The following is a 26145-nucleotide window of genomic DNA, read 5'->3' as shown; positions in this document are numbered from 1 at the left end:
CTACCGGCTGTCTTCGGTCGGTTCCTCCACCAGACCCTCGCGCAGTTTGTCCAGCGTGCGGGCGAGCAACCGGGAGACGTGCATCTGTGAGATGCCGACGCGTTCGGCGATCTGCGTCTGCGTCATGTTGTGCACGAAGCGCAGCGCGAGGATCATGCGTTCCCGCTCCGCCAGGTCCCTGACCAGCGGTTGCAGCGTCTCGTGGTTCTCCACGCCCTCCAGTGCGGCGTCCTCCTCGCCCAGCGTGTCACCTAGTGCGAGGTTCTCCGTGTCGCCCGAGAGCACCTCGTCCAGCGACATCGAGTGGTAGGCGTTGCCCGCTTCCAGGCCTTCCATGACCTCGTCGGCGCTCAGGCCGAGGTGCTCCGCGATCTCGCGCGGCGTCGGGGCCCTGCCGAGTCGCTGCGAGAGCTGGGTGCTGGCGTTGTTGATCGAGAGGTGCAGCTCCTTGAGCCTGCGCGGGACCCTGATGACCCAGCCGGTGTCCCGGAAGTGCCGCCGCACCTCGCCCATCACGGTGGGTACGGCGAAGGAGAGGAAGTCCGAACCCCGGCTGGGGTCGAAGCGGTCCACGGCGTTGATGAGCCCGACCCTGGCGACCTGCACCAGGTCCTCCTTGGCCACGCCGCGTCCGGAGAACCGCTGGGCGATGTGCTCGGCCAGGGGAAGGTGCCCGGTGACGAGCTCATCCCGCAGCTCGGCCCGGCGTGGATCGTTCTCCGCGAGCTCGACGAACTCACCGAACAGCGGGGTGAGGTGCTCGTAGTCGTCCGAGGGGCTGCGCGATCCGCGAGTCGTCGGTCCGGTCACGTAAGCTCCGGCTTTCGCTTGGCGAGTTCGACGTGGACCCAGTTGCCCTGCCCGTCGTGCACGGCGGGCTCCACCCACGCGTTCGCCGAGTCGGCAAGCGTCGTCAGCACGCGCCAGCCGAAGGACGCCGTGCTCGGCGCTTCGTCGTCGGCCGACGTGACGGCGCCGCGGAACCGCAGCTCGTTGTCGTCGATCGTGAACCGGCAGACCATCGTGGTGCCGGGCACGGCGCGGGTGATGAGCGTGGAGCACGCCTCATCGACCGCGAGCCGTAGGTCCGAGATGGCGTCCAGGTCGAAGTCGGCTCTCATGGCGATGTTCGCCGCCACCGAGCGAATGATGGGAAGGTGTACCAGGCTCGCGCCCAGTCGCAGCTCGATGTCGTCCTGGGCACCGACGTCCTGCGACGGCGGCTGTGTTTCGGTCACTTTCACCTCGGTGTCATGCCTGCCGTTCAACGGTTTCCGCCTACAGTAGCCACCCGCGCCCGCCCCTTCTCGGTTCTGTCGTCCCCGCTCAGCTGTGCCGCAGCAACGCCGCGACGCCGTCGGTCGGCTCCAGTGTCTCGCCGGTCGCCACGATCTCCGCAGCGCCCGCGATGGCCGCGGCCGGCAGTGCCTCGTCGACACGCTGCCGGGAGATCGAGTCGGCGCCGAGTGTCTCGAGCTCGTCGCGCCGCAGCGCCACGAGCGTCGGCTCCCCGCCGGTGAACACCTCGGCATCGCCGGGATCGCCCACCAGCAGGACCTCGACGTTGGCCTCCCGAAGCGCCGCCGTGGTGGCCTGCAGGCCCTGCACGGCGAGTCCCTGCTGCTGGCCGAACGCGGCCCGGAACCGTTCGGCGGCCTCGTCGCGACGGGCCTGCTTGGTCCTGGTGAGCAACGCGGCGACCTGCTCGCGCAGCTCGTTGTCGGAGCCGTTGTCGTTCCTGGCGCCGGACTGCAACTCGGTGGCGACGCGGCGCGCCTGCTCGGGCAGTGCGTCGTGCAGCTCCTTGCGGGCCTGCGACTCCCCGGCGAGCACCACGAGCCCGGCGCCGATGCCGCGCGCGACCGCGCCCACGACATCGGCGATCCTGCCGATGTTGTGCTTGGCGGTCTCCTCGGCGCGTGACTGGATGTCGCGGTGCGCCGGGCCGCCGCCGCGCACCTTGTGCACGGAGTTCTCGGAGCCCTCGACGGTCTGCTCGTCCACCACGTTGCCGTCGATGTCGAACGCCGTGACGTCGGCGCCCACGTGATCGGCCACCACCACGACGTGCGCGGGCGGGCGCTCACCCAGCTCCGCCAGTGGCACCAGGTAGGGCAGTTCGGACAGCCGCGCCACCGCGTGTTCCGGCGGGGCGTCCAGTTCGGAGTCCACCAGCACGCGGTCGCCCGCGGCCACCAGTGCTCTGCCGCTGCGGCCCACCGGTGGCTGGCTGTCGAGCACCGCGGAGGACATCGCGTCGAGCGTCGCCTGCTGCGCGCCCTGTTCCTCGAGCCGCTCCCGCACCTCGCGCCAGCGCAGCTCCAGCTGCTTGGCGGCGTCGGCGGTGTCGTGCGAGTCGTTGAAGTAGACAGAGGCGAACGGACCGTCCGTAGTGACCAGCTCGCGCAACCCCGTCGTGTCCACTCGTACCTCCTTTGTCACTTTGTCGGGCCGTGGATTCCCCGTACGCCGTTGGTGAAACGTGGTGCGGAAGCGCTGACCGTGAGACTGAACACTGTATGCACCTCCTCCGCGCGCGGGCCCGAAAACCGGAGCCTATGGTCCGACGGTGATCTGGTGGCATGCCGTTCTCATCGCGCTCGCGGGCGTGTGGGCGGGAATGATCAACACGGTGGTCGGGTCCGGCACGCTGGTGACGTTCCCGGTGCTCGTCGCGTTCGGGTACTCGCCCGTCACCGCGACGACGTCGAACGCGATCGGGCTCGTACCTGGGACGATCGCGGGCGCGGTCGGTTACCGGAAGGAACTGCGCGGGCAGTTCAGGCGGCTGCTCACGTTCGTGCCCGCGTCCGCGGTAGGAGCCATCTGCGGCTCGATCCTGCTGCTGTCGCTGCCTCCGGACGCCTTCGAGACGATCGTGCCGGTGCTGGTCGGCCTCGCCGTGGTGCTGGTGATCGTGCAGCCGAGGGTGTCGGGCTGGGTGCTGCGGCGCCGGGAGGCCAAGCAGGAACGCGGCGACGCGAGCGAGCCGGTCAAGCAGGGCTCGGTGCTGCTGATCACGCTGATCTTCCTCGTCGGCATCTACGGCGGGTACTTCACGGCAGCGCAGGGCGTGATGCTGATGGCGATCATGGGCATGCTCATGACCGAGCCGATCCAGCGCCTCAACGGGATCAAGAACGTCCTGTCCGCCGTGGTGAACGTGGTGGCCGGCACGGTCTACGCCTTCGTCGCCCCGATCAGCTGGCCGGTGGTGGCGCTGCTCGCGGGCGGCTCTGTGCTCGGCGGCTGGCTCGGCGCGCTGGTGGGTCGCAGGCTGTCGCCGACGGTGCTGCGCGGCGTGATCGTGGTGGTCGGTGTCGCCGCGATCATCCAGCTCGTGCTCCGGCAGGTGTGAGCTTGCCCGATATCGGGCAGGAAACTTGAAGTAGTCGCCGCATCCGGGCAGGCTCGGCGCATGGACCAGTCGCCGCCCGCGGAACTGGTGCGCCACGTCGCCGCCTCCACCGGTCTCGGTGTGGAGACGGCCACCAGGGTCATCGCCGACGTGCTCGCGTTCTTCGGAGAGACCACCGAGGACGTGGTGCGCAGGCGGCACCGAGAACTGAAGAACCGCGGGTACCGCAACGCCCAGATCTGGGCGTTGCTGACGGAGGAACTGGCCTGCCGCCCCGTCGCGGCGGGCCCGCTCTCCGAGCGCCAGCTACGGCGCATCGTCTACGGGTAGGAGTCACCCCATGTGTGGAATCGTCGGCTACATCGGCCAGCGCGAGGCGGCGCCGATCCTGCTGGAAGGGTTGCAGCGCCTGGAATACCGGGGCTACGACTCGGCAGGCGTCGCGCTGGCCCACCGCGGCAGGCTGCGGGTCACCAAGGCCGCGGTGCGGGTCGGCGAGCTGCGCACCCTCGTGGGTGAGGACAACCCGGCACCGGTCGGCATCGCCCACACCCGCTGGGCCACGCACGGCGAGCCCACCGACGCCAACGCGCACCCGCACCTCGACTCCGAGGGCCGCGTCGCCGTGGTGCACAACGGCATCATCGAGAACGTCGAGCAGCTGCGCGCCAAGCTGATCGCGAACGGCGTCGAGTTCGCCTCCGACACCGACACCGAAGCGCTCGCACACCTCATCGGCGCCCGCCTCCGCGACGGCGACGAGTCGCTGGAGGACGCCGTGCGCGGCGCGCTGCACCAGGTGGAGGGCGCCTACGGCATCGTGGTGCTCGACGTGCGCAACCCCGGTGAGCTCGTGGTCGCCCGCAACGGCAGCCCCATCGTGCTCGGCATCGGCGACGGCGAGATGTTCGTCGCCTCCGACCTCGCCGCGCTGGTGCGGCACACCCAGCGCGTGGTGTACCTCGACGACGGAGAGCTGGCCACCCTCAAGGCGGGCGACTACCGCACCAGCACGCTGCAGGCCAAGCGCACCGACAAGACGCCGACCGAGGTGGAACTGTCCGACGAGGACTACCAGCTCGACGGCTACGCCGACTACATGCGCAAGGAGATCGGCGAGCAGCCCGAGGCCGTGCGGCGCGCGCTGCGCGGCAGGCTCGACGAGCGGTTCTCCACCGCGCGCCTCGGCGGGCTGCGGCTCGACCCGCGCGAGCTGCGCTCCATCCGGCGCGTGAAGTTCCTCGGCTGCGGCTCGGCCTACTACGCGGGCCAGATCGGCGCCAACCTCGTCGAGGAGCTCGCCCGGCTCCCTGCCGACGCCGAGCCCGCGTCGGAGTTCCGCTACCGCAACCCCGTGGTCGACCCCGAGGCGCTCTACGTCGCCGTGAGCCAGTCCGGCGAGACCGCGGACACGCTCGCCGCCGTCCAGGAGCTCTCGCGCAAGGGCGGCCGCGTGATCGGCGCCGTGAACGCCGTGGCGAGCGCGATCGCGCGCGAGTGCGGCAGTGGCGTGTTCCTGCACGCCGGTCCCGAGGTGTCGGTGGCCTCCACCAAGGCCGTCACCAACATGAGCACCACGTTCGCGATGCTCGCGCTGCTGCTGGGCCGGGTCAGGGACCTCTCGGTCGCCGACGGACGGCGCGTCGTCGAGGCACTCGACGCGCTGCCGGATCGCATCGAGGAGGCGATCGGCACCCAGGAGGAGACCATCGCCGAGGCGGCGCGGAAGTTCGCCGACGCGCGGCACATGTTCTTCGTCGGCCGCGTCAGGGGCTGGCCCGTGGCGCGCGAGGGAGCGCAGAAGCTCAAGGAGATCTCCTACGTCCACGCCGAGGCGTACCAGGCCGGAGAGCTCAAGCACGGCCCGATCGCGTTGATCGACCAGAGCATGCCGTCGGTGGTGATCGTTCCCGACGACGAGCTGCTGGTGAAGAACATCGGCACGATGGAGCAGATCAAGGCCCGCGGCGGCCCGGTGCTCGCGGTGACCAACGCGACGCTGCCGGAGGGGCTGGCCGACGTGGAACTGCGCGTGCCGCGCACCGCTCCGGAGCTCGACCCGATCCTGTTCGGCATCCCGCTGCAACTGCTGGCCTACCACCTGGCCACCACGCTGGGCCGCGACATCGACAAGCCGCGCAACCTCGCCAAGAGCGTGACGGTGGAGTGACGTGAGCACTCCGGAGACCGTGGCCGTCGTCGGAATGGGCGCGGTCGGCACCGCGCTCGCGGTCGCACTCGCCGATCGCGGCCACCCGGTCGTCGCATGTGGACGGAGCAGGCTCGACCGGGTGGAGGTGACCGACCAGGGTGCCGCCCGTGGTGTCGACGTCGACTGGGCGGCGACGCCTGCCGACGTCGAACCCGTGCCGTGGACCCTGCTCACCACCAAGATCCACCACACGCCGTCGGTGGCGGACTGGCTGGCGCGCCTCACCGCGGGCGGCGGGCGCGTGGTGGTCGCACAGAACGGAGTCGACCACGCCGAGCGCGTCGGGCCGCTCGTGAACGGGGCCGACGTGGTGCCAGCCCTGGTCTACATCAACGCAGAGCGCACCGCGCCCGGCCACGCGCGCATCCGGCGGACCGAGCGCGACCTGGTGCTGCCGGCCGACGAGCCGGGCACGGCCGCGGCAAGGCTGTTCGAGCGCGCGGGCCTCGCCGTGGACCTACGCCCCGACTTCCGCACGGCGGCGTGGCACAAGCTGCTCACCAACGTGGCCGCCAACCCGCTCACGGCGCTCACCGGCCGCCGCGTCGAGGTGCTCACCGAACCCGCTGTGGCCGAGCTGGCCCTGCGGATGCTGCGCGAGGCCGTGGCCGTCGGCAGGGCCGAGGGCGCCGAGCTCACCGACGACGACGCCATCGGCAGCCTCGCGTGGCTGCAGGCGCTCGCGCCCGGCAGCACGTCGTCGATGCTGCAGGACCGCGAGGCGGGCAGGACGCTGGAGTACGAGGGCCTCACGGGGACGCTGGTGCGCCTCGGTGAGCGCCACGGCATCGACGTCGAGGCCAACCGGGCCGTCTACGCCCTGCTGTCCGCGATCAGCGCGTGAACGACCTGGCCGCCTCGAGGAACACGTCGTTCTCCTCGGGCGTGCTGATGGTCACGCGCACGCCGTCGCCCGCGAACGGGCGCACGACCACCTTGTGCTCCAGCGCGTGCTGGGCGAACTCGACCGCGCGCTCGCCCAGCGGCAGCCACACGAAGTTGGCGTGGGTGTCGGGCACCGCGTAGCCGGCGGCGACCAGGTGGTCGCGCACCCGCGTGCGCTCGTGCACGACGTCGGCGCAGCGGGCCAGCAGCTCGTCCTTGGCGTCGAGTGAGGCGATGGCGGCGGTCTGCGCGAGCGTGTTCACGCTGAATGCCACGTACACCTTGCGCAGCGCGGTCACGACCTCCTCGGGGCCGATCGCGTAGCCAACACGCAGCCCGGCGAGCCCGTAGGCCTTCGAGAACGTCCGCAGCACGGTCACGTTGGGGTGGCTCGCCACGAACTGCAGACCGTCGGGGATCTCGGGGTCGGTGACGAACTCGCGGTAGGCCTCGTCGAGCACCACGAGCACGTGCGAGGGCACCTGGTCGAGGAAGCGCACCAGCTCGTCGCGGCGCACCGCCGTGCCCGTCGGGTTGTTCGGGTTGCAGACGAACACCACCCGCGTCCGGTCGGTGATCGCGGCCAGCATCGCATCGAGGTCGTGGGTGTGGCCCGAGTCCAGCGGCACCGTCACGGGCTTGGCGTTGCCGACCTGCGTGACGATCGGGTAGGCCTCGAACGAGCGCCACGCGAAGAGCACCTCGTCGCCGGGGGCGCACATCGCCTGCACCAGCTGCTGGCACAGTGACACCGAGCCGCAGCCGACCGCGATCCGTTCGGTGGGCACGTCCAGTTCCTGGGACAGCCGCTCGGTCAGTGCCTGCGCCCCCATGTCGGGGTAGCGGTTCACCTCGGCCGTCGCGTGCGCGATCGCCTGGGCCACGCTGGGCAGCGGACCACCCGGAACCTCGTTGCTGGCCAGCTTGATCGCACCGGGAATCGTGCGGCCGGGAACGTACGCGGGCAGAGCGGCCAGGTCGGCCCTGGTGGGGATCGCCGAGGACATCGGGTGCGCTCCTAGGAGTCGAGAAGAGTTCCGCCGACCAACCTATCTCGCCGAATATCTGACAGCTCACGTTGACTGCGACACCACTATCGGTGGTTGAGTATGCACATGACGCAGACGCACACCGAGGACTACCAGCATGCGGACGGCCGCGGCGCACGGCTCACCTTCGCCGAGCCTGACGGGTCGGTGCGTGGTGGTCTCGTCGTGCTGCACGCGGGCGTGACCGACACGGTTCGCCTGCTCGTCGCGGGCCTCGCGGGCGAGGGCTGGCTGGCCGTGGCGCCGCACATCGGCGAGGACGGTGCCGCGCTGTCCGGGCAGGACGTGCTCGCAGCCACCGACGTCACCCTCGCCTGGCTCGTCGAGCGCGGGGTGCGGGCCGATCTCATCGGCGTCGTCGGATTCGACGTGGGCGGGTCGGCGGCGCTGGTCGTGGCGGCCAGCAGGCAGCTCGGCGCCGCGGTGAGCGTCGGCGGGCGCGGCATCAGCGCGCCGGTGTCCGACGAGCTGCCGCCGCTGGTGGAGATCGCGGGCAGGCTCACCAGCCCGTGGCTCGGCATGTACGGCGACGACGGTGACGTCGCGGGCGAGCTCGAGGTCGAGCGGCTGCAGGAGGCGGCGTCGTCGTCGAAGGTCGCGACCAACGTGGTCAGGTACCCGGGGGCCAGCCACCGCTTCGACGCGGACCCCGACGCGGCCGCGGAAGCCTGGCAGCGCACGCTCTCCTGGTTCGACGCGCACCTGCGCTGACCGGCGTCGGTTCGGGCTCGTCGCCGCGGGAAACAGCCTCCGATCTGTCCTAAGGTGCGGCATATGAGTGCTGACGCCGAGGTCGCAGAAGTGTTGTGGCAGCCGTCCGCCGAGCAGCTCGCGCGGACCAGGATCGCGGACTTCCGCGCGTGGCTGAGCGCCGAGCGGGGCTTCACCACGCGCGACTACGGCGAGCTGTGGGAGTTCTCCACCGGCTCGCTCGGTGACTTCTGGTCGGCCGTCACCGACTACCTCGGCGTGCGCTGGCACGAACACCCGACGGCCGTGGTGTCGGGCCCGGAGATGCCGGGCGCGCGCTGGTTCGAGGGCGCGACGCTCAACTACGCCGAGCACGCGTTGTCCGGCGGTGTCGCGGGTGCGGAGAAGGCCGACGACGACCTGGCGGTGATCTTCCAGCGTGAGGACGAGCGGCAGGACCGGCTGACCTACGGAGACCTGCGCGCGCGGGTGGGTGCGGCGCGGGCGGCGTTGCGGGAACTGGGTGTCGGCAGGGGCGACCGGGTGGTGGCGCTGGCGCCGAACTGCCCGCAGACGCTGGTGGCCTTCCTCGCCGCGGCGAGCCTGGGTGCCACGTGGTCGTCGTGCTCACCGGACTTCGGCGTGCGCGCCATCGCCGACCGCTTCACCCAGATCGAGCCGAAGGTGCTCGTCGCCGTCAACGGCTACGTCTACAACGGCAGGTCCTTCGACGTCCGGCCGACGGTCGAGGAGCTACGCGCACCGCTGCCCGACCTGGCGGCGACGGTGCTGATCGACTACGAGGGCGGCGGCGGCATCCAGGGCACGCGCGACTGGGACACGCTGCTCGCCGAGCACGCGGGCGCCGAGCTCGCGTACGAGCCGGTGGAGTTCGACCACCCGCTGTGGGTGCTGTACTCGTCGGGCACGACGGGCCTGCCGAAGGGGATCGTGCAGGGCCACGGCGGCATCACGGTCGAGCACCTCAAGGCACTGGCGCTGCAGTGCGACCTCGGGCCGGGGGAGCGGTTCTTCTGGTTCACCACCACGGGCTGGATGATGTGGAACTTCCTCATCTCGGGTCTGCTCGTGGGTTCCACGGTCGTGCTTTACGACGGCAGCCCCGGGTATCCGGACCTCAACACGCTGTGGCGGCTGGCGGAGCGGCACGAGGTCACCTACTTCGGCACGTCGGCGCCGTTCGTGCAGAGCTGTCTGAAGGCACACCTGAAGCCGGCGGAGCAGTTCGATCTCACCGCGATGCGGGCGCTGGGGTCGACGGGCGCGCCGCTGAGCGAGGAGGGGTTCCGCTGGATCGCCGACTCGATCGGCGGGCACGTGCAGATCTGCTCGGTGTCGGGCGGCACGGACCTGTGCACGGCGTTCGTGGGCTCGGCGCCGGACGTGCCCGTGTGGCTGGGCGAGCTGTCGTGCCGGAGCCTCGGTGCGGCGGTGGAGGCCTACGACGAGTCCGGCAAGCCGGTGATCGGCCAGGTCGGTGAGTTGATGATCACCAAGCCGATGCCGTCGATGCCGGTGTTCTTCTGGAACGACCCGGACGGTACGCGGCTGCGCGAGGCCTACTTCGAGGAATTCCCGGGCCGCTGGCGGCACGGCGACTGGATCAAGATCACACCGAGGGGCTCGGCGATCATCTACGGCCGCAGCGACTCGACCCTCAACCGAGGCGGCGTGCGGATGGGCACCGCGGAGTTCTACCGCGTCGTCGAGGGCTTCGAGGAGGTCCAGGACTCGCTGGTCATCGACACCTCGGCGAACGAGGAGGGCGAGCTCCTGTGCTTCCTGGTGCTGACGCCGGGGACGGATCTGGAGTCGGTGGAGCCCTCGCTGCGCAAGGAGCTGCGAAAGGAGCTCTCACCCCGCCACGTGCCCGACCGTTTCTTGGTGGTCGCCGAGATCCCTCGCACCCTGAACGGCAAGAAGTGCGAGGTCCCGGTGAAGAAGATCCTCAAGGGCGTCGCCCCGGACCGAGCAGTGAGCCGAGACGCCCTCGCGAACCCGGACTCCCTGGCCCCGTTCATGGCGATCGCGAACGGCGAATGACCAGCTCAGAGCATTGAACGGGGGTGCTTTGTCGGGGGTCGAGGGACGTGTGTACTCTATGACAGCAGTGGTCGCGACCTGGGAGGCTTCGCCTAGTCTGGTCTATGGCGCCGCACTGCTAATGCGGTTGGGGGTAACCCCCCCTCCCGGGTTCAAATCCCGGAGCCTCCGCCGGGGCTCGGCCTAGCCGAGCACCACCCCCGACTCCGGTTGGGAACAACTGAACAATGCGCCCGTAGCTCAACGGATAGAGCATCTGACTACGGATCAGAAGGTTAGGGGTTCGAATCCCTTCGGGCGCGCAGACAAGGGCCCCGCTGGCAACAGCGGGGCCCTTTGTTGTGCAAGGCTCAACGCTCGCTGGTGATCTTTGGGCAAGGCAAGGACAAACGCTCGCATCCTGCATTGATGGTCCACTGTGGAAGGTGAGCGCCGACCCACGGTCGGAGGTGTTCCTCAGTAGCGCTCGGGTGGCACCCTCGGGGAGGCAGTCGACTTCTCGGAGGCGCTCATGAGTGTTCGGGTCGTGGTCACCGGTGGTTCCGGGTTCCTGGGGTCCGCTCTTATCCGGCGGTTGCTCGGTGGGCCCGTGTCCGTGGGCGGGGCGGCTCCGGCTGACATCGGCGAGTTGGTCTCCGTCGACCTCGTGGCTCCTGCCGACGACATCGCCCGTGATTCCCGGGTCAGCGTCGTCGTCGGCGAGTTGGGGGACATGCTCGACCGGTTGCCGGCCGCTGACCTGGTGTTTCACCTCGCCGGTGTGGTCAGTGGGGCCGCCGAGGCCGATTTCGACCTCGGGTATCGGACCAACCTCGACCAGACGCGCGCGGTGCTGGAGTACGGGCGGGCGCTCGCTGAACCGCCGGTGTTCGTGTTCACCAGTTCGCTCGCGGTGTTCGGCTCCGATCCCGCGCTTGCGCCCCTCGGCGTCGTGGACGACGACACGTTGCCCCGGCCTCAGACCAGCTATGGCGTGCAGAAGTTCATCGGAGAGCAGCTCGTCGCCGACTACACCCGCAAAGGGTTCGTGCGCGGGCGGTCGGTGCGCCTGATGACCGTGTCGGTGCGGCCCGGTAAACCCAACGCCGCCGCCTCGAGTTTTCTGTCCGGCATCATTCGCGAGCCGCTCGCCGGGCAGCGGGCCGTGTGTCCCGTCGCCGCCGACACTCCGGTCGCGGTGTCGTCTCCCCGGCGAACTCTGGACGGGATCCTGTGCGCCGCGACCGCCGACGACGCGGTCTGGGGCAGTCGCACCGCGCTGAACCTGCCCGCGCTCACCACCACGCCCCGGGACATGGTGGCCGCGCTCGAACGGGTGTCCGAGGGTGCGGCCGGGCTCGTCGACTGGGCGGTGGACCCGGTTGTCGCCCGAATTGTCGGAAGCTGGCCCGCTCGGTTCGACACCCCGCGGGCGCGGGCACTCGGCCTGGAGCCCGAGACCTCGTTCGAGGACATCGTCCGCACTTACCGATAACGGCCACGGTGCGTCCTTTGCCGTGTTAGCGTCCCATCCGTTTCATACGACGGTTTGGGGGACTCATGAGCGCGCCGGATCCGATGAAGTTCGCCGAGGACCTGACGCGGTGGGCTCAGGGACTGGAGCAGAAAGCCCAGCGCTACGGGGAATTGCAGGAGCAGCTCGACCGCACGAATGTCACCGCCGAGTCGCCCGACGGCACGGTGCGGGTCACGGTCGACTCCACCGGAGTGCCGACGGAGCTCACGATCACCGACCGTGGCAGGAGTGCTGATCCGCGCGCACTGTCGGCCGCGCTCATGGCCACGATGCACAGTGCTCAGGCGCAGTTGCGCGACCGAGTGTCCGAAATGACCAGTGCGACCGTCGGTGACGACGGTCCTGGCAACGACATCGTCGCCCAGTACCAGGAGCGTTTCCCCGATCCCGTCGAGGAAACCGCACCGCAGCCGCCGACGATGGATGTGGGCGGCATCGATGAAGACACCGCGGCGCCGGAGGAACCGCGGCCGCCCCGGCGGCGTCCGACCCGGCAGGACGACGGAGATGACGACGACTTCGGTGGTCCGGTACTGCGCTGACGAAGGGGGACAGGTCGATGAGCGAAGCATTCCAGGTCGATCCGGAGAGGATCCGGGCACACGCCGCCAGCGTGGGCGGGGTCAAGAGCGGAGTGGACGAGGCCGCCGATGCGGGTGGTCACGTGGCCTCGCTCAACGACGCCTACGGCTGGATCTGCCAGGCCATGGGCCTGCCGGAAATGCTGCAGGGACCACAGGAGCGGGTCACCGCGATGATCCAGCGGGTCGGCACCAAGCTCGGTGACGACCAGCAGAAGCTCGACGAGTCGGCGAAGCGGTACGACGAGGCCGAGCTCAAGGTCATCGAAATCCTCAAGCAGCTGGGCGAGTCGCTCGACAAGGCCGGCGACGTTCCGACGTTGGGTGGTCGCTGATGTCATCCTCGATCGTCAGTGACGACCCGTCCTCGGACAACCCGCTGGTCGACAGCAAGACCGACGCCACCAACCAGTACGACATGCTCCAGAGCGACGCGAGCGCCGCCGCGGGGCTGGCCCTGGTCGCGAGCAGCCTGAGCCCCGCCGCCCTCGCGGTGACGGTGCCGCTCGGCGCCGCCACCGGGCAGTTCGACAACATGGGCAGCGGCACCGAGCTCGCGCAGGGCACGTCGGTGTCCACCGTGATCGACGCCGTCAACCAGGTGAAGAGCGGCGACTGGGCTTCGGCGCTGGCCAGCGGAAGCGCGCTGGCCTCCGACGTCGTGGGTGCGATGGCCGACCCGATCGGCGCCGTCGCTGGCCAGCTCATCGGCTGGATGCTCGAGCACGTCGAGCCGCTGCGCATGGTGCTGCACCAGCTCTCCGGCAACCCGGACATGGTGCAGGGCTACGCCGACACGTGGACCAACGTCTCGGGCCGCATGGCCGAGCAGGGCGAGGACTACCTCAAGAGCGTGCCCGAGGAGACCGGCGACTGGGTGGGAGCGGGCGGCGACGCCTATCGCGCGAGCGCGGTCAGCACTATCCAGCTGTGCGCGGGTGCCGCGCAGGGAGCCGACGCGGTGTCCTCGGCCGCGGCGAAGATGAAGGATGTCGTGGCCTCGGTGCGCACCGCGGTCAGGGACATCCTCGCCGATCTCGCCGGTGGTCTGGTGAGCGCCGCGATCCAGGCGGCGACGGTGGTGCTCGCTCCCGGCGCGGTCAAGACGATCATCACGCGGATCGCGAAGGCCGCCGTCGACATCGCGGGCTGGGTCACCAAGCTCACGCTGGTGGTCAGCAGGCTGTCCGCGGTGATCGTGGACCTCATCCAGGCACTGGACGAGCTGGACCGGGCCGAGCAGGCGGGTCGCTGAGCCGTCAGGCCCAGGCGCCCTCGGCGATCAGGCGCAGCCGGAGGTCGAGCAGCGCGGCGAACTCCGCCGCGTCCTTGGCCGCGACGATCGCGTCGCCGCGGCGCGTGCTCACCACGACCACGGGCCCCGGCGGCGCGGGCACGCCGGGGGCGACCAGCGGGGCGGCGTGCTCGCTCACCTGCTCCACTCGTACGCCGGTGATCTCGCCGAACGCCACGTTGCCGGAGGCGAGTGAGCCGCGAAAGCCGTACTGTCCCCTCGGTTTGAGCGACCAGCTCAGTTCCTGGGTGCCGATCGTCGCCGTGCCGTAGAGCAGGGGCGGGTGGATCCGCAGGTCCCGTTCGATGGGCAGGTTCGTCGCGGCCAGCGCGCCGTCGTTCGAGGTGAACAACACCTGGTGCGCCCGCGTCGCCGAGATCGTGCTCGCGACGACGGCCACCGCGGCGAGCGCGGAGCACAGTGCGCCGACGAAGCCGCCCGCGACCACCGCGACCGGGAGCAACCCGAAGAGCTGGGCGAGTCCGAACGAGACCGCCCGCACTGCCCAGAACCTGGTCCGGACCAGGAACCGGCCGCTCAACCGGAACCACAGCAGGTAGCCGACGGTCGGCACCACGAACGCCAGCGCCAGCGCGCTCGTGGGGTGACCGCCCGCGCCGATCAACGCCGCGATCGTCGCGCCGAGGACGACGAGCGGCGCCACGACGAAAGCCGCGAGCAGCGCGAGCCGTGCGCGATCCCAGCGCTGACCGAACTCGGCGCGCCGAGAGGCGTGTACGGCGAAGGGAAGCGCAGGTTGGCGCATGGCGGGAACACTACCGGGCAGGTGCTCACCAGCCGAGCTTGATCAGCACACCTTCCGCGGTCTGCGCCACGATCTCGCAAGTAGCGCTAGTTCTCCGTGGCGGATCCGCGCACAGCGAGCCGCGGGAGCGCCGTGGCGGTCTGGGCATCCGGGGGACAGCTCGCGGACTTCTCCGACGTGTTGCCGGTGATCACGTCGGGGGCTGATGCCACAGCATCAGCGTGATCTCGCCGCTGTCGGTGCGCTTCCACTCACGCCGGGGCCTGCCCCATGTCGTCCGTCCGTTTCGGAGTGACGGCGAAAGCTTCGGCGCCGAGGGTGACCGCCTCGACGAGCCCGAGTAGCGGGCCATCGTGCTGGGCGCCACCCGGGCCGAGCACCAGTCCGATCCGCGCTGGCGTGTGCTGCTCGACCCCGCGGGGCACCCGTTCTGCATCACCACCGTGACGCCGCCGGCCGAGGTGCTGGAGTCCGTCTACGCCGGCTGAGCTGGTGGGTCCGGTCGCACATCCGGCGCACCGTCTCGCCCAGCGCGAAGCCCGGCGCCGTCAGCGTGTACTCGACCTTCGGTGGGGTGGGACCGACGACGTCGCGAAGCTGGGTGCCGCGCCCCCTGGCCGTACCGGAGCTCGAGGCCACCGCGGTCATCGAGTGATAGCGCCGTAGCGGGCCGCCATCATCAGCACCGCCTCGTCCACCACGTGCGCCATCGACGCCTCGTCGGGCGACCAGTCCAGCAGCAGCATCCGCGGCCAGAGGACGTAGTTGGAGATCATCCCGAGGAACTGGGTCGCCGCCAGCTCGGTGTCCTCGAGCTCGGCGGTTCCCGCGGCGTGCTCGGCGTCGAGGTAGCGGCGCACCGAATCGAAGTAGGGCAGCTTGCCACGCTCGAAATGCGCTTCGCCCAGCTCCGGGAAGCGCGGTAGCTCCGCGATCACGATCCGGAAGAGCGCGGCCATTCCTGGGCGGGTCAGCAACTCGACGTAGCGGTGGCCGATCGCGGTCAGACCCCTGCGCAGGTCGCCCGTCGGCGGGGACACGACGTCGTCGACCTTCCATGACTCCGACACGATCGCGTCGAACAGAGCGGCTTTGGCCGGGAACTGTTTGAACAGGGTCGCTTTGGACACGCCCGCGGCCTCGGCGACTTTGGCCAGCGATGTGCTCGCGTAGCCGGAGTCGAGGAACAGCCTGGTCGCGGCCTCGATGATGGCTGCGCGTTTCTGCTCGGCGACGTGCCGGTGGTAGTGCGAGGGCTCCGTGGACATGACGCCATCCTAAGCGAGACGAGTCGCTTGACTCACCACTCGCCACGCGCATACCGTGTGGCGAGGTGAGTCACTCGACTCACCTCGGTATCGCAGGAGGGAAGGCGTCATGGGACGCTTCGACAACCAGACCGTGCTCGTCACCGGCGGCACCGGCGGGCAGGGTGCCAGTCACGTCCGGGCCTACCACCGGGAGGGCGCGAACGTCGTGATCGCCGCGCTCGCCGAAGCACCGGGCGAGGCGCTCGCCGCCGAACTCGGCGAGCGGGCTCTGTTCAGCCGCCTCGACGTGACCGACGAGAACGCGTGGGTGGCTGCGGTCGCCGAGGCCGAAAGTCGCTTCGGGCCGATCTCGGTGCTGGTCAACAATGCCGGTGTGCAGAACCCGGCGGTGCCGATCGAGGCCGTGGAGCGCGCGGTCTGGGACCGGATCCTCGACGTGAACCTCACCGGCACGTTCCTCGGCATCAAGACCGTGACGCCGTCGCTGCGCCGGGCGGGTGGCGGCGTGATCGTCAACATCGCCTCCACGATGGCCCACGCCGGAACCCCGTTCTACGCCCCGTACGTCGCCAGCAAGTGGGCGCTGCGGGGTCTCACCAGGACCGCCGCGCTGGAGCTCGGTCGCCACGGCATCCGGGTCAACTCGATCCACCCCGGCGTGATCTCGACGCCCTTGATCAACGCCTCGATCGCGGGCCAGCCGCCCATCTCGGAGTACTACTCGCCAGAGCCGTACGCGATTCCGCGCATGGGCACGCCGGCCGACATCACGTCGCTGCTGCTCCACGTCAGCTCGGCGGAGGCGTCGTTCGTCACGGGCTCGGAGTTCGTCGCGGACGGCGGGCTGTTGCTGGGCCCTGCGCTCCAAGCCGACACGGTGGCCGCGTGATGCCCGTGGACGCCACGGTCCGCGCGGCCGTCGAGATCACGCGCGCCGCCACGACCGCGCAACGGACGGTCGACATCACCACCACCGGCAGGCGCACGGGCCTGGCGCGCCGCATCGAGATCTTCTTCTACCGGGTGCGGGGCGAGATCTACCTGTGCAGTGGGACCGTGCCCTCTCCGTCCTGGTACGTGAACCTGCTGGCACACCCGGAGTTCACCTTTCACCTCAAACACGGCGTGCGCGCCGATCTCCGGGCCACTGCCACGCCGGTCACCGACGAGGCGCAGCGGCGTGAGGTGCTCACCGAGATCGTCGCCGACCTCAATCAGCCGAGCAATCCCGGTCACCTCGTCCAGCCGATCAGCGTTGCGGACTGGCTGAACTGCCGACTGGTTCGTATTACCTTTGTGGACTGAGCGTCGTCGCGACATAGGAGGCCGCCTCGGCCAGCAGTGCCTCGTCGGGTTCGGCGTCCTCGTCCGGTTTGCTGGACATCAGGGCCAGCACCACCGGTTCCGAGTCCGGCAGCCACAACACCGCGACGTCGTTGGCCGTGCCGTAGCTGCCGGTGCCGGTCTTGTCGGCCACGACCCAGTCGCGCGGCACGCCCGCCCTGATGCGGTCGTCGCCGGTGGTGTTGCGGCGCAACAGATCGCGCAGGAACTCGCGCTGCTGCCCTGGCAGGGCGTCGCCGAGCACGATCGCGCGCACGCTGGTGGCCAGGCCTGCCGGCGACGTGGTGTCGCGAGGGTCGCCGGGCGTGGCCTGCGTGATCTCCGGTTCGATCCGGTCCATGCGCGTGGTCCTGTCGCCGAGCTCGCGGGCGAACGCCGTCAGCTCGGCCGGGCCGCCCAGGTCGCGCAGCAGCAGGTTTCCGGCGGTGCCGTCGCTGTAGCGGACGGCGGCGTCGCACAGCTGCCGGATCGTCATGCCCGTCGCCACGTACTGCTCGGTGACGAACGAGCTCGCCAGCAGGTCCGCTTCGGTGTAGCGGACGCGGGTTTGCAGGTGCGACAACGGGTTTCGTCGCAGCACTGCCGCCGCGGCGAGCGCCTTGAACGTCGAGCAGAACGCGAACCGTTCCTCGGCCCGGTGCTCGATCGTGGCGCCGGTGCCGGTCGCGACGGCGAACACGCCCAGCCGCGCGCCGAAATCGCGTTCCAGCTCCGCCAGACGGTCGTGTCGTTGTGGTGGCGTGGTGGTGGGCGCTGCGCTCGCGCGTGGTCGCGGTGGTGGAGCCGTCGCGCAGCCCGCCAGCGGCAGCAGTGCCGCCAGCGTCAGCGCGCCGCGCCTGGTGATGCGGGACGCGCTCATTCGCCGGGAGCCAGCGTGCGCGCGAGGATGCGGGCGGCATCGGCGATCAGCAGGTCGTCGTAGTCCGCGTCCTGCTCGAACTTGGTGGACAGCGTGGCGAGCACGATCGGCGTGCCAGCGCCGGTCCACGCGATGCCGACGTCGTTGGTGGTGCCGTAGTCGCCGGAGCCGGTCTTGTCGCCGATCGTCCAGTGCTTCGGCAGTCCGGCGACGAAGCGGTTCGTGCTGGTGGTGTTTGCCCTGAGCCACGACGTCAGCTGCGCACGGTCGCCCGCGCGGAGCGCGTCGCCGAGCACCAGCCTGCGGTAGTCGCGGCCGATCGCATCCGGCGTGGTGGTGTCGCGCGGGTCGCCGGGAAAGGCGGTGTTCAGCTCGATCTCCCAGCGGTCGAGCCTCGTGACGGGGTCGCCGATCGAGCGGCAGAAGCGGGTGATCGCGCGAGGGCCGCCGAGTTCGTGGAGCAGCAGATTTGCGGCGGTGTTGTCGCTGTAGCAGATCGCGGCGGCGCACAGGTCGTCGACGCGCATGCCTGCGCCGACGTGCTGCTCGGTGATGGGCGAGCCCGGCACCAGCACCTCGTCGGTGTAGCGGATCCGCTTGTCGAGGATGTCGTGGTCGCGCACGATCGCGGCCGCCGCGAGGGTCTTGAACGTCGAGCACATCGGGAACCGTTCGTGCGCGCGGTAGGTCACCGTGGCGCCGGTGCGGGTGTTGGTGGCGTGGACGCCGAGGCGCGCATCGTGCTCGCGTTCGAGTGCGCGCAGCTCGCGTTGCACCGACTGTGCGGGTTCGGCCAAGGCCGAGCGCGTGCCACCGAGCAGCACTCCGGTCGCCGACACGGCGAGCCCGGTGCGCAGTAACGAGCGGCGGGACAGGTGGGCGCGGGACATCGGTGCTCCGTTCACTACGGGAAGGTCGTCTTCGAGCCAAGCAGTGGTGGCGGTCCTATGTCCAAGAGCTATCCGCGACAGACCTATCGCATTTTGATATGTGTTGGGAATGGACCTGCTCGCACACCTGGAGGCCTACGTCGCCGTGGCCGAGCAACGCAGCTTCTCCAGGGCCGCCGACGTGCTCTACGTCGCGCAGCCGGTGCTGAGCAGGCGGATCAAGGTTCTCGAACAGCACCTCGGCGGCGAGCTCTTCGACCGCTCGCGCCGCCAGATCACCAGCACCGAGCTGGGGATGCTGCTGCTCCCGCACGCCAGGGACGTGCTCGGCCGCGTCGAGCACCTGCGCCAGGTCGCCAGGGACGCGCGGGCCACGGCGGCGCACACCCTCGGCGTACCGCCCGACGGCGACCCGGCCGCGCTCGCCCGCGTGATCCGGGCGGGCGCGCAGCACGGCGTGCCGATCGGCGTGCGGGAGCTGGCCGCCGAGGAACGCGAGGTGGGACTGGCTGCCGGGTCGCTCGCGTTCGCGCTGGTGCGTGTGCCGCCCGAGACGGCGACGCACCACGTGCCGCTGGGACTGGCCTCGGCCGGGTTCGATGCTGGTCGGCCGGTGCACCTGGAGAGCCTGCGGCCACGGCGGGGCGTCGCAGGGCAGACGCCCGACCTGCTGGTCACCGCCGAGGACGGGATCGGCTTCGCGGCGGAGCGCTTCGCCAAGGCCGTCGCTCGCGCGGGACTGGCGGAGAGCCGCGTGCGCCGTGCCGCCTCCACCGCCACCGCGGTGGCGGAAACGCTTGCGGGCCACGCGGTGCTGGTGTGCGCCGAGCCGTTCGCGCGCCGGCACGGGCTCGCGTGGTCGCCGCTGGCGGAGGTCTCGTTGCACCGCGGCTACGAGCTCGCCTCCTCCGCGCGGCTGGGCGGCGAACACGCCGCGGCCGTGCGCGACTGGCTGGAACCGCTGCTCGCCGACGCGCTCGGTGCCGACGATCGTGCGTCGGCGGCGCAGGCAGCCGAGACACCCGACCCGCGCTTCCGGTTGGCGACCCGAGGATGAGGCCCGACCAGCTCACCTATGTCCCGAGCACGGCGGAGGGACTCGGCGTGGCCGAGTGGATCGCCGGGCACTGGCAGCAGGTCGGCGCGGCAGGTCACTTCCTCGCCCGCAACGTCGACACCGGAGAGGAGCTCGGGTTCGACGTCGACGCCGCGGTGCCGCTCGCGTCGGTCGCCAAGGTTCCGCTCGCGCTCATGGTGCTGGACCGGGTCGCGGCAGGGGCGCTCGACGCGGCGCGACCGGTGACCATCAACCCCTCGGCCAAGAGCGTCGGGCCGACCGGCGTCTCCGCGTTCCGGCATCCCACGACCCTGGCGGTCGGCGACCTGATCCACCAGGCGCTGACCGTGAGCGACAACGCCAGCGCCGACGCGCTGTTCGAGCTCGTCGGCGTCGATGCCGTCGACCGGTGGCTGCGCGAGCAGGGCTGCGCGGGAATCCGCATGCGGCACCGGATGCAGCGCATGTACGAGTGCGCGGCCGGCGTGGCCGGAGACGACTTCGGACTCGCTCTGGAGCTGGCGATCCGCGACGACGCCGCGGGCCAGCACTCGATCGAGACACTCAACCCCGCCTACGCCAACGTCGGCAGCGCGGCCGCGCTCGTCGCACTGCTGCAGCGGGTCTGGCTCGACCGGATCTCCGCGCCCGAGGCTACGGCCGAGTTGCGCCGCGTGATGGCGCTGCAGGTGTTCAACCAGCGCCTGTCGAGCGATCTGCGCGCCGATACCGTGCGGGTCAGCGGCAAGACGGGCACGTTCCTGCACCTTCGCCATGAAATCGGTGTGGTGACAGCGGAATCCGGCGACCGCGTGGCGATCGCGGCGCTGACCCGATCGCACCGCAGGGCCGGGATCGCCCACGACATCGACCTCGCCATCGGCGCCGCGGCGCGGTCCGCTTTCGAGGCATTGCGCCGCTGACCAGGCGTGCCGGTGCCCGGATTGTCGGTGGCCTTCTCTACGATGCCGCAGGTGAGTTCCTTCGACGATCTTGACGTGTTCGAGCACCTCGACGCCTCTGCCCTGCCGTTGCGGCAGCAGCGGATCCTAGCCGCGATCCGGGACTGGGTGGTCCGGTACGGGTACTCGCCGAGCACGCGCCAGATCGGCGAGGCCGTGGGCCTGCGGTCCACGTCCTCGGTGTCGAAGCACCTCGCGAGCCTGGAGGACAAGGGATTCCTCAAGCGCAGCGAGACCGTGTCGCGCCCGATCGACGTCCGCGCGTTCCTGCGCGACCCGGCGCAGCGCGCGGTGCCGGGGGACTCGGTGAGCGTGCCCGTGGTCGGCGACATCGCGGCCGGTACGCCCATCGCGGCCGAGGAGCACCTGGACGACATGCTGACACTGCCGCGCGAGCTCACCGGGCGCGGCAACGTCTTCGGCCTGCGCGTGCGCGGTGACTCGATGATCGACGCGGCCATCTGCGACGGCGACATCGTGGTGGTCAAGCAGCAGTCCGAGGCCCACTCCGGACAGATCGTGGCCGCGATGATCGACGGCGAGGCCACGGTGAAGGTGTTCCGGCGCCGAGGCGGTCACGTCTACCTCGAGCCGCGCAACCCGGCCTACGAGGTGATCGACGGCGACGAGGCCGTGGTGCTCGGCTCGGTCGTCTCGGTGCTGCGCAGCGTCTGACCCGCGTCGCGGGTTCAGGCCTGCGGGGTGATGTTGACGTTGCGGTGGAAGACGTTGTCGGGGTCGTACTTGTGCTTGACGCGGCTCAGCCGGTCGTACTTCTCCTGGCCGTAGGTGGCCAGCACGCTGTCGTGCCGCAGGTCGCTCATCGCGTTGAGGTAGCCGCCGAGGTTGGCGGTGTGCGGACCCAGCGACGTCAGGAACCTGCGGGCCCATTCGCGTTCGGCTGGCAGTTGTTCGGCCGTGCCGGTGATGGCGTTGCAGAACACCGCCAGCCGGGGCCGCCGGTCGCCGCCGAAGGCCGTGGCGTCCTCGGCGACCTCGGAGTACGCGCCGTCGAGCCGGTAGAACAGCACCGCCGACTGCGGTGAGGTCTTCTGCGGCACGAAGTCGGTGACCACGTCGATCACGTCGTCGGTGAGGCCGTCGAGGTAGGCGGACTTCTCGTAGCAGAACACGCCCCACCCGTTGCCCTCGTCGAGCATCGACTGCAGTCCCGTGTACGGCATCGCGTCGGCGAACTCGAACAGCGGTGGCACGGCCCGGCGGGCGCGCTCCATGACGTCGGCGTGCTCGGCTTCGCCGCTGAAGCCGACGACGAGGAACGCGTAGCCGGGCGTGAAGTGGTGCTCGGGCGGCACGAACGGCTCCGGTGGCGCGTTGAGCCCGGCCACCACGATGTTGACGTCGCGCGAGCCCTCCGCGATCAGCTCGCGCGCCAGCCGCAACACGTCCCGGCCCAGTTCGAGGTCCCAGAAGAGCATCCCGACGTGCACGATGGGCCCGGCCTCGTGCAGTGCGAACTCGAACTCGGTGACGATTCCGAAGTTGCCGCCACCGCCCCGGATCGCCCAGAACAGGTCCGGGTACTCGTCGTCGGAGACGCGCCGGATGCGGCCGTCGGCCGTGACGATCTCCGCCGAGACGAGATGGTCGATGGTCAGCCCGGCCCTCGGGGTGAGCCAGCCCATGCCGCCGCCGAGGGTGAGCCCGGCGACGCCGGTGTGGCTCACGATCCCGGAGGGCACGGCGAGCCCGTGTTGCTGGGTGACGGCGTCGACGTCGCCGAGCAGTGCGCCGCCACCGACCCGCACGCGCTTGGTCCTGGTGTCGACGGTGACGTCGTTGAGCGCGCTCGTGTCGATCACCAGGCCGTCGTCGACGGCCGAGGCGCCGGAGCTGCTGTGCGCGCCCCCGCGGACCGCGATCTCGAGGTCCTGCGCGCGGGCGAAGGTGACTGCGGCCGCGACGTCGTCCGCCGAGACGCAGCGGGCGATCATCGCCGGTCTCCTGTCGATGTCGGCGTTCCACACCCGCCTGGCCTGGTCGTACTCGGCGTGTTCGGGGCCGAGCACGGTCCCGCTGAGCAGAGCCTGCAGCCCCGCTACTCCGCCGCCCACCGTCTGCGTCATGGCCATCACCTCGCAACGCGAACCGTCACGGGAAAGTCGCGCGGGTGCTGTGGGCGGTTACAGCGCGGCTCAGCCCCTTTGTTCAGGGTGGATGACGCGGCGCTGTTGCCGCGGCACCTGAAGCGGGACGTTCCTGCCGCCGAGCAGCGGGTCGTCGGTGACGGTGAGCCAGTTCTCCAGACGCTTCGGCACACGCCAGCGGGGGAACTGGCCCCGGATCTCCTCGTGCACGTTGAGCGCGTGGCTGCAGTGTTCGTGCCAGGAGCTGCGCCGTCCCTCATCGGTCGGGGTGCGCAGGAGCTGGGCGGACAGCCGCAGTTGCGCGTACAGCGAGTGCTGCCACGCGGATTGCCCCGCCGCGAGCCGGTCGAGGCTGTGGCCCGCGCACTCGTCGCAGTCGCAGTCCCAGTGCTGGGCCAGATCCGGTGTCTCGCGCACGACGTCGGCGATGGTGCTCAACCGGTGGTGCCCGAGCAGGGGAGTGACGAAAGCGGACGGCTGCGGCCTGGGAACGGGACCGTCGGTGATCGGGTAGATGTGGCGCAGTGTGCTGGTGGTGCCGATGGCGGCGGCGTACGCGCCGTGGCACAGCGCGGCCAGCGCGGCGATGTCCGATCGCAGTAGCAGTACGGGAACTCGCGCGGTGCTGAGCAGGTCGAGGAACCCCTCGATCACGTACTGGACGCCGAACGGGTCCGCCGCGTGCTCGATCGCCAGCGCCACCGGCACGCCGTGCTCGTTGATCTGCCGGATGAGCGCGGCCCGGATCGTGGGCCGCCTGAACCAGGCGGCCGCGAGCGGCAGCAAGGCGATCACCGGCGGTCGCTGGTTGCGCACCGCGCTGAGGATCGACCACAACCCTGGCCAGTTCTGGCACCCGAGGTAACCGGAGTCGGTGAGCGCGACCAGGCCGAGTGCCTGTTGCTCGCGGCACCACGCGAGGTTCACACCCCTGCCAGCGACCACCCGCTTCGTGCCCGAGTACCGGTTGGCGTCACACAGCAGCGGACCGCGGAAACCGGAGTTCTTCAGCTGCCGTGCCACGGTCAGCGCGTCCCCGCCGGTGACGACCAGACCCGTGCTGTGGGCACGGGCGACCCGCGCGGCGGCGCTGGCCTGCGCGGTCGTGCACTGGATCAGCAGCCGCCCCGCAAGCTCCCCCAAGGACATCGCTCAACCGTGCGTGACCTCGGGCTTCGGTGTCATCGGTGCTCAACCGGATGCGGACGAACCTCCTACGTTCGGCCCCACTCGGGCTGCCGTGACGAGCACTCTGCGACGCGTGTGGGTGCCTCCATGCGTGTGTGCGCGGGTGCTTTTCACGGTCTGTGGTCAGCCGGACTGGGTGGCTCCCGCGCCGGTCACGGGCAGCACGGGGTAGGCGACCTTGATGCCCGCGCCGTCCATGGCCGCCTTCAAGTGCGCCCGCAGTTCCCTGCCCAGCGCCCACTGCTCACCGGGCTGCGTCGTGACGAGCACCCGGACGGTGACCGCGCCGTTGCCGATGCCGACGACGCCGTTGATCGAGGGGCGCTCCAGGATCTGCGCCGCGTGCTGCGGGTCGTCGGCGAAGGAGTCGATGCTGGCCTGGATGGCTTCCTTCGCCTGCTCCAGGTCCACGGAGTAGTCGAGCGGGAGCTCCACCACGGCGTTGGCCCAGTCCTGGTTCATGTTGCAGACGCGCATGATCTCGCCGTTGCGCACGTGCCACAGTCCGCCGTTGAGGTCGCGGATCTTGGTGATGCGCAACGTCACTGCCTCGACGGTGCCCACGGCGTCGCCGACGTCGATCACGTCGCCGACGCCGTACTGGTCCTCCATCATCATGAACAGGCCGGAGAGGAAGTCCTGCACCAGGCTCTGCGCGCCGAAGCCGATCGCGAGGCCCAGCACGCCCGCGCTCGCGAGGATCGGGCCGATGTTGATGCCGACCTGGCCGAGGATGGTCACGAACGCGATCCCGAAGATCACGAACGTCGCCACGCTCTTGAGCACCGACGCGATGGTCTCGGCGCGTTGCCGTTGCCGTTCCCTGCGGGCGGGTTCGGCGCTCTTGACGATCCGCGTCGCCATCTTGGTCTTGTGCAGTCGTTCGCGCGAGCTGACCATGCGCTTGGCCAGCTGGCCGATCACCCTGCCCACCACGGCGCGCAGGACCACTGCGACCAGGATGACGATCGCGATGTTGATCGCACCGGAGATGAGTGCGTTCGAGTTCTCGCTGAACCAGTTGCCCACCATTCTCCCTTCCCGTGGACACGTGCCTAGCGGCGCGGCTACCCACGAGCCGGGAGGGCGAAGCGGGCGGGGAACGCGAGTTAGGACACAGCGTCCTCGCGCAAGGTCTCGACCAGCAGTTCCGCTGCCCGTGCGCGGTCGGGCAGTCCTGCGGTGTCCCCCGTTCGGGCGAGTACGTCGGCCGCGAGCCGGGAGCCGAGTCGTGCCGCCGCGCCCCCGCTCGCGCCGGCGAGCCTCGCCGCGAGGTACCCGCCCGCGAACGCGTCGCCAGCGCCGACCGGGTCGACCACGCTCGTCGCGAGGCTCGGCTGGTGCCTCGGCTCGCCGCCGTCGGTACTCCACCAGCAGCCCTCTGGGCCGGCCTTGACCACGACCTCGCGCACACCGGACCGGCGCACGATCTCCGCCGGATCCGTCGTGCCGAACAGCGGCTCGGCCTCGTCGGTGCCGACCAGCAAGACGTCGGTGTGCGGCAGGATCGCGCGCAGCGTGGGCACGGCGCTGCCCCGCGGATCGAGCGCGGGCCGCAGGTTCACGTCCACCACCACCGAGCTGCCGTGCTCGGCGGCGTGGGTCGCGACGTGGGTGACCAGCCGTTGCGGGCCGGGGCCGAGCGCGGCGGTGAGCCCGGAGACCAGCACGGCTCTCGGCCGGTGCCGCAGCGCGCGAACTCCGTCGGCGACGTCGAGCGCCGAGGCCGCCGAGCCCGCGCGGTAGTAGTGCACCCGCCGTCGTCCGTCGGGCAACGCGTCCTTGGCGAACAGGCCCGTGGGCCGGTCGGGGTCGGACTCCGCGTCGAGCGCGACGCCGAGCGCGTCGGCCGCGTCCCGGACCCTGGCCGCGAACGGGTCGGCACCGAGCCGCGTGCACAGCACCGTGGAGCTGCCGAGCACGGCCGCCGCCGCGCACGCGTTCAGCTCGGCTCCCGCCACGTGGACCTCGAAGGACGCCGCGGCCGACAGCGTCTCGCCAGCCGGTGGCTGGACGAGCACCATCGGCTCGCCGATTCCGACGAGGTCCAC

29 protein-coding genes and 2 tRNA genes are annotated in these 26145 nt (G+C 70.5%); 18 read left to right on the top strand and 13 right to left on the bottom strand.

Annotated elements, in window-relative coordinates; translation table 11 throughout:
• From JHE00_RS08290 to JHE00_RS08280, 3 genes are all read right to left on the bottom strand, one after another.
• The gene (locus tag JHE00_RS08290; RefSeq protein WP_200316636.1) at positions 1 to 810 is read right to left on the bottom strand and encodes a SigB/SigF/SigG family RNA polymerase sigma factor; all 810 of its coding nucleotides are present in this window, start codon (positions 808 to 810) and stop codon (positions 1 to 3) included.
• Entirely contained in the window at positions 807 to 1238 is a 432-nt protein-coding gene (locus JHE00_RS08285) for an ATP-binding protein (RefSeq protein WP_200316634.1), read from the bottom strand. The genes JHE00_RS08290 and JHE00_RS08285 overlap by 4 nt, the downstream gene beginning before the upstream one ends.
• Positions 1239 to 1326: 88 nt before the next feature.
• Positions 1327 to 2424 (bottom strand): Rv2629 family ribosome hibernation factor, encoded by a 1098-nt coding sequence (locus tag JHE00_RS08280; protein WP_200316632.1) that lies wholly within the window; start codon positions 2422 to 2424, stop codon positions 1327 to 1329.
• Between the two features lie 145 nt (positions 2425 to 2569).
• On the opposite strand from JHE00_RS08280, the gene JHE00_RS08275 reads away from it, so the two are divergent.
• From JHE00_RS08275 to JHE00_RS08260, 4 genes are read left to right on the top strand one after another with little or no spacing between them, the layout of a single operon-like run.
• A complete protein-coding gene (locus tag JHE00_RS08275; protein WP_200316630.1) occupies positions 2570 to 3358 on the top strand; it encodes a sulfite exporter TauE/SafE family protein in 789 nt (262 codons plus the stop codon).
• A 60-nt stretch (positions 3359 to 3418) separates the two neighbouring features.
• Positions 3419 to 3688 (top strand): hypothetical protein, encoded by a 270-nt coding sequence (locus JHE00_RS08270; RefSeq protein WP_200316628.1) that lies wholly within the window; start codon positions 3419 to 3421, stop codon positions 3686 to 3688.
• A gap of 10 nt (positions 3689 to 3698) precedes the next feature.
• The gene (gene glmS, locus JHE00_RS08265) at positions 3699 to 5528 is read left to right on the top strand and encodes a glutamine--fructose-6-phosphate transaminase (isomerizing) (protein WP_200316626.1); all 1830 of its coding nucleotides are present in this window, start codon (positions 3699 to 3701) and stop codon (positions 5526 to 5528) included.
• A gap of 1 nt (position 5529) precedes the next feature.
• Positions 5530 to 6414, top strand: a complete 885-nt coding sequence (locus JHE00_RS08260; protein WP_200316624.1) for a 2-dehydropantoate 2-reductase — start codon at positions 5530 to 5532, stop codon at positions 6412 to 6414.
• Here JHE00_RS08260 and hisC read toward each other — a convergent pair.
• Complete coding sequence (gene hisC, locus JHE00_RS08255; RefSeq protein WP_200316622.1) at positions 6404 to 7462, bottom strand: histidinol-phosphate transaminase; 1059 nt, start codon at positions 7460 to 7462, stop codon at positions 6404 to 6406. The genes JHE00_RS08260 and hisC overlap by 11 nt on opposite strands.
• Before the next feature lie 108 nt (positions 7463 to 7570).
• On the opposite strand from hisC, the gene JHE00_RS08250 reads away from it, so the two are divergent.
• From JHE00_RS08250 to JHE00_RS08215, 8 genes are all read left to right on the top strand, one after another.
• Positions 7571 to 8215, top strand: coding sequence for a dienelactone hydrolase family protein (locus JHE00_RS08250; protein WP_200316620.1), 645 nt, complete (start codon positions 7571 to 7573; stop codon positions 8213 to 8215).
• A gap of 63 nt (positions 8216 to 8278) precedes the next feature.
• Positions 8279 to 10258 carry an acetoacetate--CoA ligase gene (locus JHE00_RS08245; RefSeq protein WP_200316618.1) on the top strand — a complete coding sequence of 660 codons (1980 nt, stop codon included), beginning with the start codon at positions 8279 to 8281 and terminating at the stop codon, positions 10256 to 10258.
• 81 nt (positions 10259 to 10339) lie between these two features.
• A tRNA-Ser gene (locus JHE00_RS08240) sits at positions 10340 to 10429 on the top strand.
• Between the two features lie 58 nt (positions 10430 to 10487).
• A tRNA-Arg gene (locus JHE00_RS08235) sits at positions 10488 to 10560 on the top strand.
• 209 nt (positions 10561 to 10769) lie between these two features.
• The gene (gene denD / locus JHE00_RS08230) at positions 10770 to 11732 is read left to right on the top strand and encodes a D-erythronate dehydrogenase (RefSeq protein ID WP_200316616.1); all 963 of its coding nucleotides are present in this window, start codon (positions 10770 to 10772) and stop codon (positions 11730 to 11732) included.
• A gap of 65 nt (positions 11733 to 11797) precedes the next feature.
• Positions 11798 to 12316: a YbaB/EbfC family nucleoid-associated protein gene (locus JHE00_RS08225; protein ID WP_200316614.1), complete on the top strand. Its 519-nt coding sequence runs from the start codon at positions 11798 to 11800 to the stop codon at positions 12314 to 12316.
• A gap of 17 nt (positions 12317 to 12333) precedes the next feature.
• Positions 12334 to 12690 (top strand): type VII secretion target, encoded by a 357-nt coding sequence (locus tag JHE00_RS08220; protein ID WP_200316612.1) that lies wholly within the window; start codon positions 12334 to 12336, stop codon positions 12688 to 12690.
• Complete coding sequence (locus JHE00_RS08215) at positions 12690 to 13610, top strand: hypothetical protein (protein WP_200316611.1); 921 nt, start codon at positions 12690 to 12692, stop codon at positions 13608 to 13610. Before JHE00_RS08220 ends, JHE00_RS08215 begins: the two co-directional genes overlap by 1 nt.
• Before the next feature lie 4 nt (positions 13611 to 13614).
• Here the strand turns inward: JHE00_RS08215 and JHE00_RS08210 are convergent, their stop codons facing one another.
• Both JHE00_RS08210 and JHE00_RS35540 read right to left on the bottom strand, forming a co-directional pair.
• On the bottom strand, positions 13615 to 14415 hold the full coding sequence (locus JHE00_RS08210; protein WP_200316609.1) for a hypothetical protein: 801 nt from the start codon (positions 14413 to 14415) through the stop codon (positions 13615 to 13617).
• A gap of 86 nt (positions 14416 to 14501) precedes the next feature.
• Complete coding sequence (locus JHE00_RS35540; protein ID WP_268958249.1) at positions 14502 to 14627, bottom strand: hypothetical protein; 126 nt, start codon at positions 14625 to 14627, stop codon at positions 14502 to 14504.
• Between the two features lie 141 nt (positions 14628 to 14768).
• Between JHE00_RS35540 and JHE00_RS08205 the strand changes: the two genes are divergently transcribed.
• Positions 14769 to 14903, top strand: a complete 135-nt coding sequence (locus tag JHE00_RS08205; protein ID WP_307831855.1) for a VOC family protein — start codon at positions 14769 to 14771, stop codon at positions 14901 to 14903.
• A gap of 156 nt (positions 14904 to 15059) precedes the next feature.
• Here the strand turns inward: JHE00_RS08205 and JHE00_RS08200 are convergent, their stop codons facing one another.
• Positions 15060 to 15683 (bottom strand): TetR/AcrR family transcriptional regulator, encoded by a 624-nt coding sequence (locus JHE00_RS08200; RefSeq protein ID WP_200316607.1) that lies wholly within the window; start codon positions 15681 to 15683, stop codon positions 15060 to 15062.
• 109 nt (positions 15684 to 15792) lie between these two features.
• On the opposite strand from JHE00_RS08200, the gene JHE00_RS08195 reads away from it, so the two are divergent.
• A complete protein-coding gene (locus JHE00_RS08195; protein ID WP_200316605.1) occupies positions 15793 to 16575 on the top strand; it encodes an SDR family NAD(P)-dependent oxidoreductase in 783 nt (260 codons plus the stop codon).
• On the top strand, positions 16575 to 16991 hold the full coding sequence (locus JHE00_RS08190) for a nitroreductase/quinone reductase family protein (protein ID WP_200318256.1): 417 nt from the start codon (positions 16575 to 16577) through the stop codon (positions 16989 to 16991). The genes JHE00_RS08195 and JHE00_RS08190 overlap by 1 nt, the downstream gene beginning before the upstream one ends.
• Here JHE00_RS08190 and bla (JHE00_RS08185) read toward each other — a convergent pair.
• Complete coding sequence (bla, locus tag JHE00_RS08185) at positions 16975 to 17889, bottom strand: class A beta-lactamase (protein WP_200316603.1); 915 nt, start codon at positions 17887 to 17889, stop codon at positions 16975 to 16977. The genes JHE00_RS08190 and bla (JHE00_RS08185) overlap by 17 nt on opposite strands.
• Positions 17886 to 18779, bottom strand: a complete 894-nt coding sequence (bla, locus tag JHE00_RS08180; protein ID WP_200316601.1) for a class A beta-lactamase — start codon at positions 18777 to 18779, stop codon at positions 17886 to 17888. The genes bla (JHE00_RS08185) and bla (JHE00_RS08180) overlap by 4 nt, the downstream gene beginning before the upstream one ends.
• A 109-nt stretch (positions 18780 to 18888) precedes the next feature.
• Between bla (JHE00_RS08180) and JHE00_RS08175 the strand changes: the two genes are divergently transcribed.
• The 3 genes from JHE00_RS08175 to lexA are packed head-to-tail and all read left to right on the top strand — an operon-like array spanning position 18889 to position 21473.
• Entirely contained in the window at positions 18889 to 19836 is a 948-nt protein-coding gene (locus JHE00_RS08175) for a LysR family transcriptional regulator (RefSeq protein ID WP_200316599.1), read from the top strand.
• Positions 19833 to 20759, top strand: a complete 927-nt coding sequence (locus JHE00_RS08170; RefSeq protein ID WP_200316597.1) for a serine hydrolase — start codon at positions 19833 to 19835, stop codon at positions 20757 to 20759. Before JHE00_RS08175 ends, JHE00_RS08170 begins: the two co-directional genes overlap by 4 nt.
• Before the next feature lie 42 nt (positions 20760 to 20801).
• Positions 20802 to 21473 (top strand): transcriptional repressor LexA, encoded by a 672-nt coding sequence (lexA, locus tag JHE00_RS08165; RefSeq protein WP_372440438.1) that lies wholly within the window; start codon positions 20802 to 20804, stop codon positions 21471 to 21473.
• Positions 21474 to 21487: 14 nt separating this feature from the next.
• Here lexA and JHE00_RS08160 read toward each other — a convergent pair whose 3' ends face one another.
• The 4 genes from JHE00_RS08160 to JHE00_RS08145 all read right to left on the bottom strand — a co-directional run bounded on the left by JHE00_RS08160 (position 21488) and on the right by JHE00_RS08145 (position 26145).
• On the bottom strand, positions 21488 to 22885 hold the full coding sequence (locus JHE00_RS08160) for an FAD-binding oxidoreductase (protein WP_200316593.1): 1398 nt from the start codon (positions 22883 to 22885) through the stop codon (positions 21488 to 21490).
• 69 nt (positions 22886 to 22954) lie between these two features.
• A complete protein-coding gene (locus JHE00_RS08155; RefSeq protein WP_200316591.1) occupies positions 22955 to 24055 on the bottom strand; it encodes a hypothetical protein in 1101 nt (366 codons plus the stop codon).
• Between the two features lie 162 nt (positions 24056 to 24217).
• Entirely contained in the window at positions 24218 to 25126 is a 909-nt protein-coding gene (locus JHE00_RS08150) for a mechanosensitive ion channel family protein (RefSeq protein WP_200316589.1), read from the bottom strand.
• Between the two features lie 77 nt (positions 25127 to 25203).
• Positions 25204 to 26145, bottom strand: coding sequence for a sugar kinase (locus JHE00_RS08145; protein ID WP_200316587.1), 942 nt, complete (start codon positions 26143 to 26145; stop codon positions 25204 to 25206).

This window comes from Prauserella cavernicola, from assembly GCF_016595675.1.
Classification (GTDB): Bacteria; Actinomycetota; Actinomycetes; order Mycobacteriales; family Pseudonocardiaceae; genus Prauserella_A; species Prauserella_A cavernicola.
Note: the sequence above shows the minus strand (reverse complement) of the source record. Positions and strands in the feature narration are given on the sequence as shown.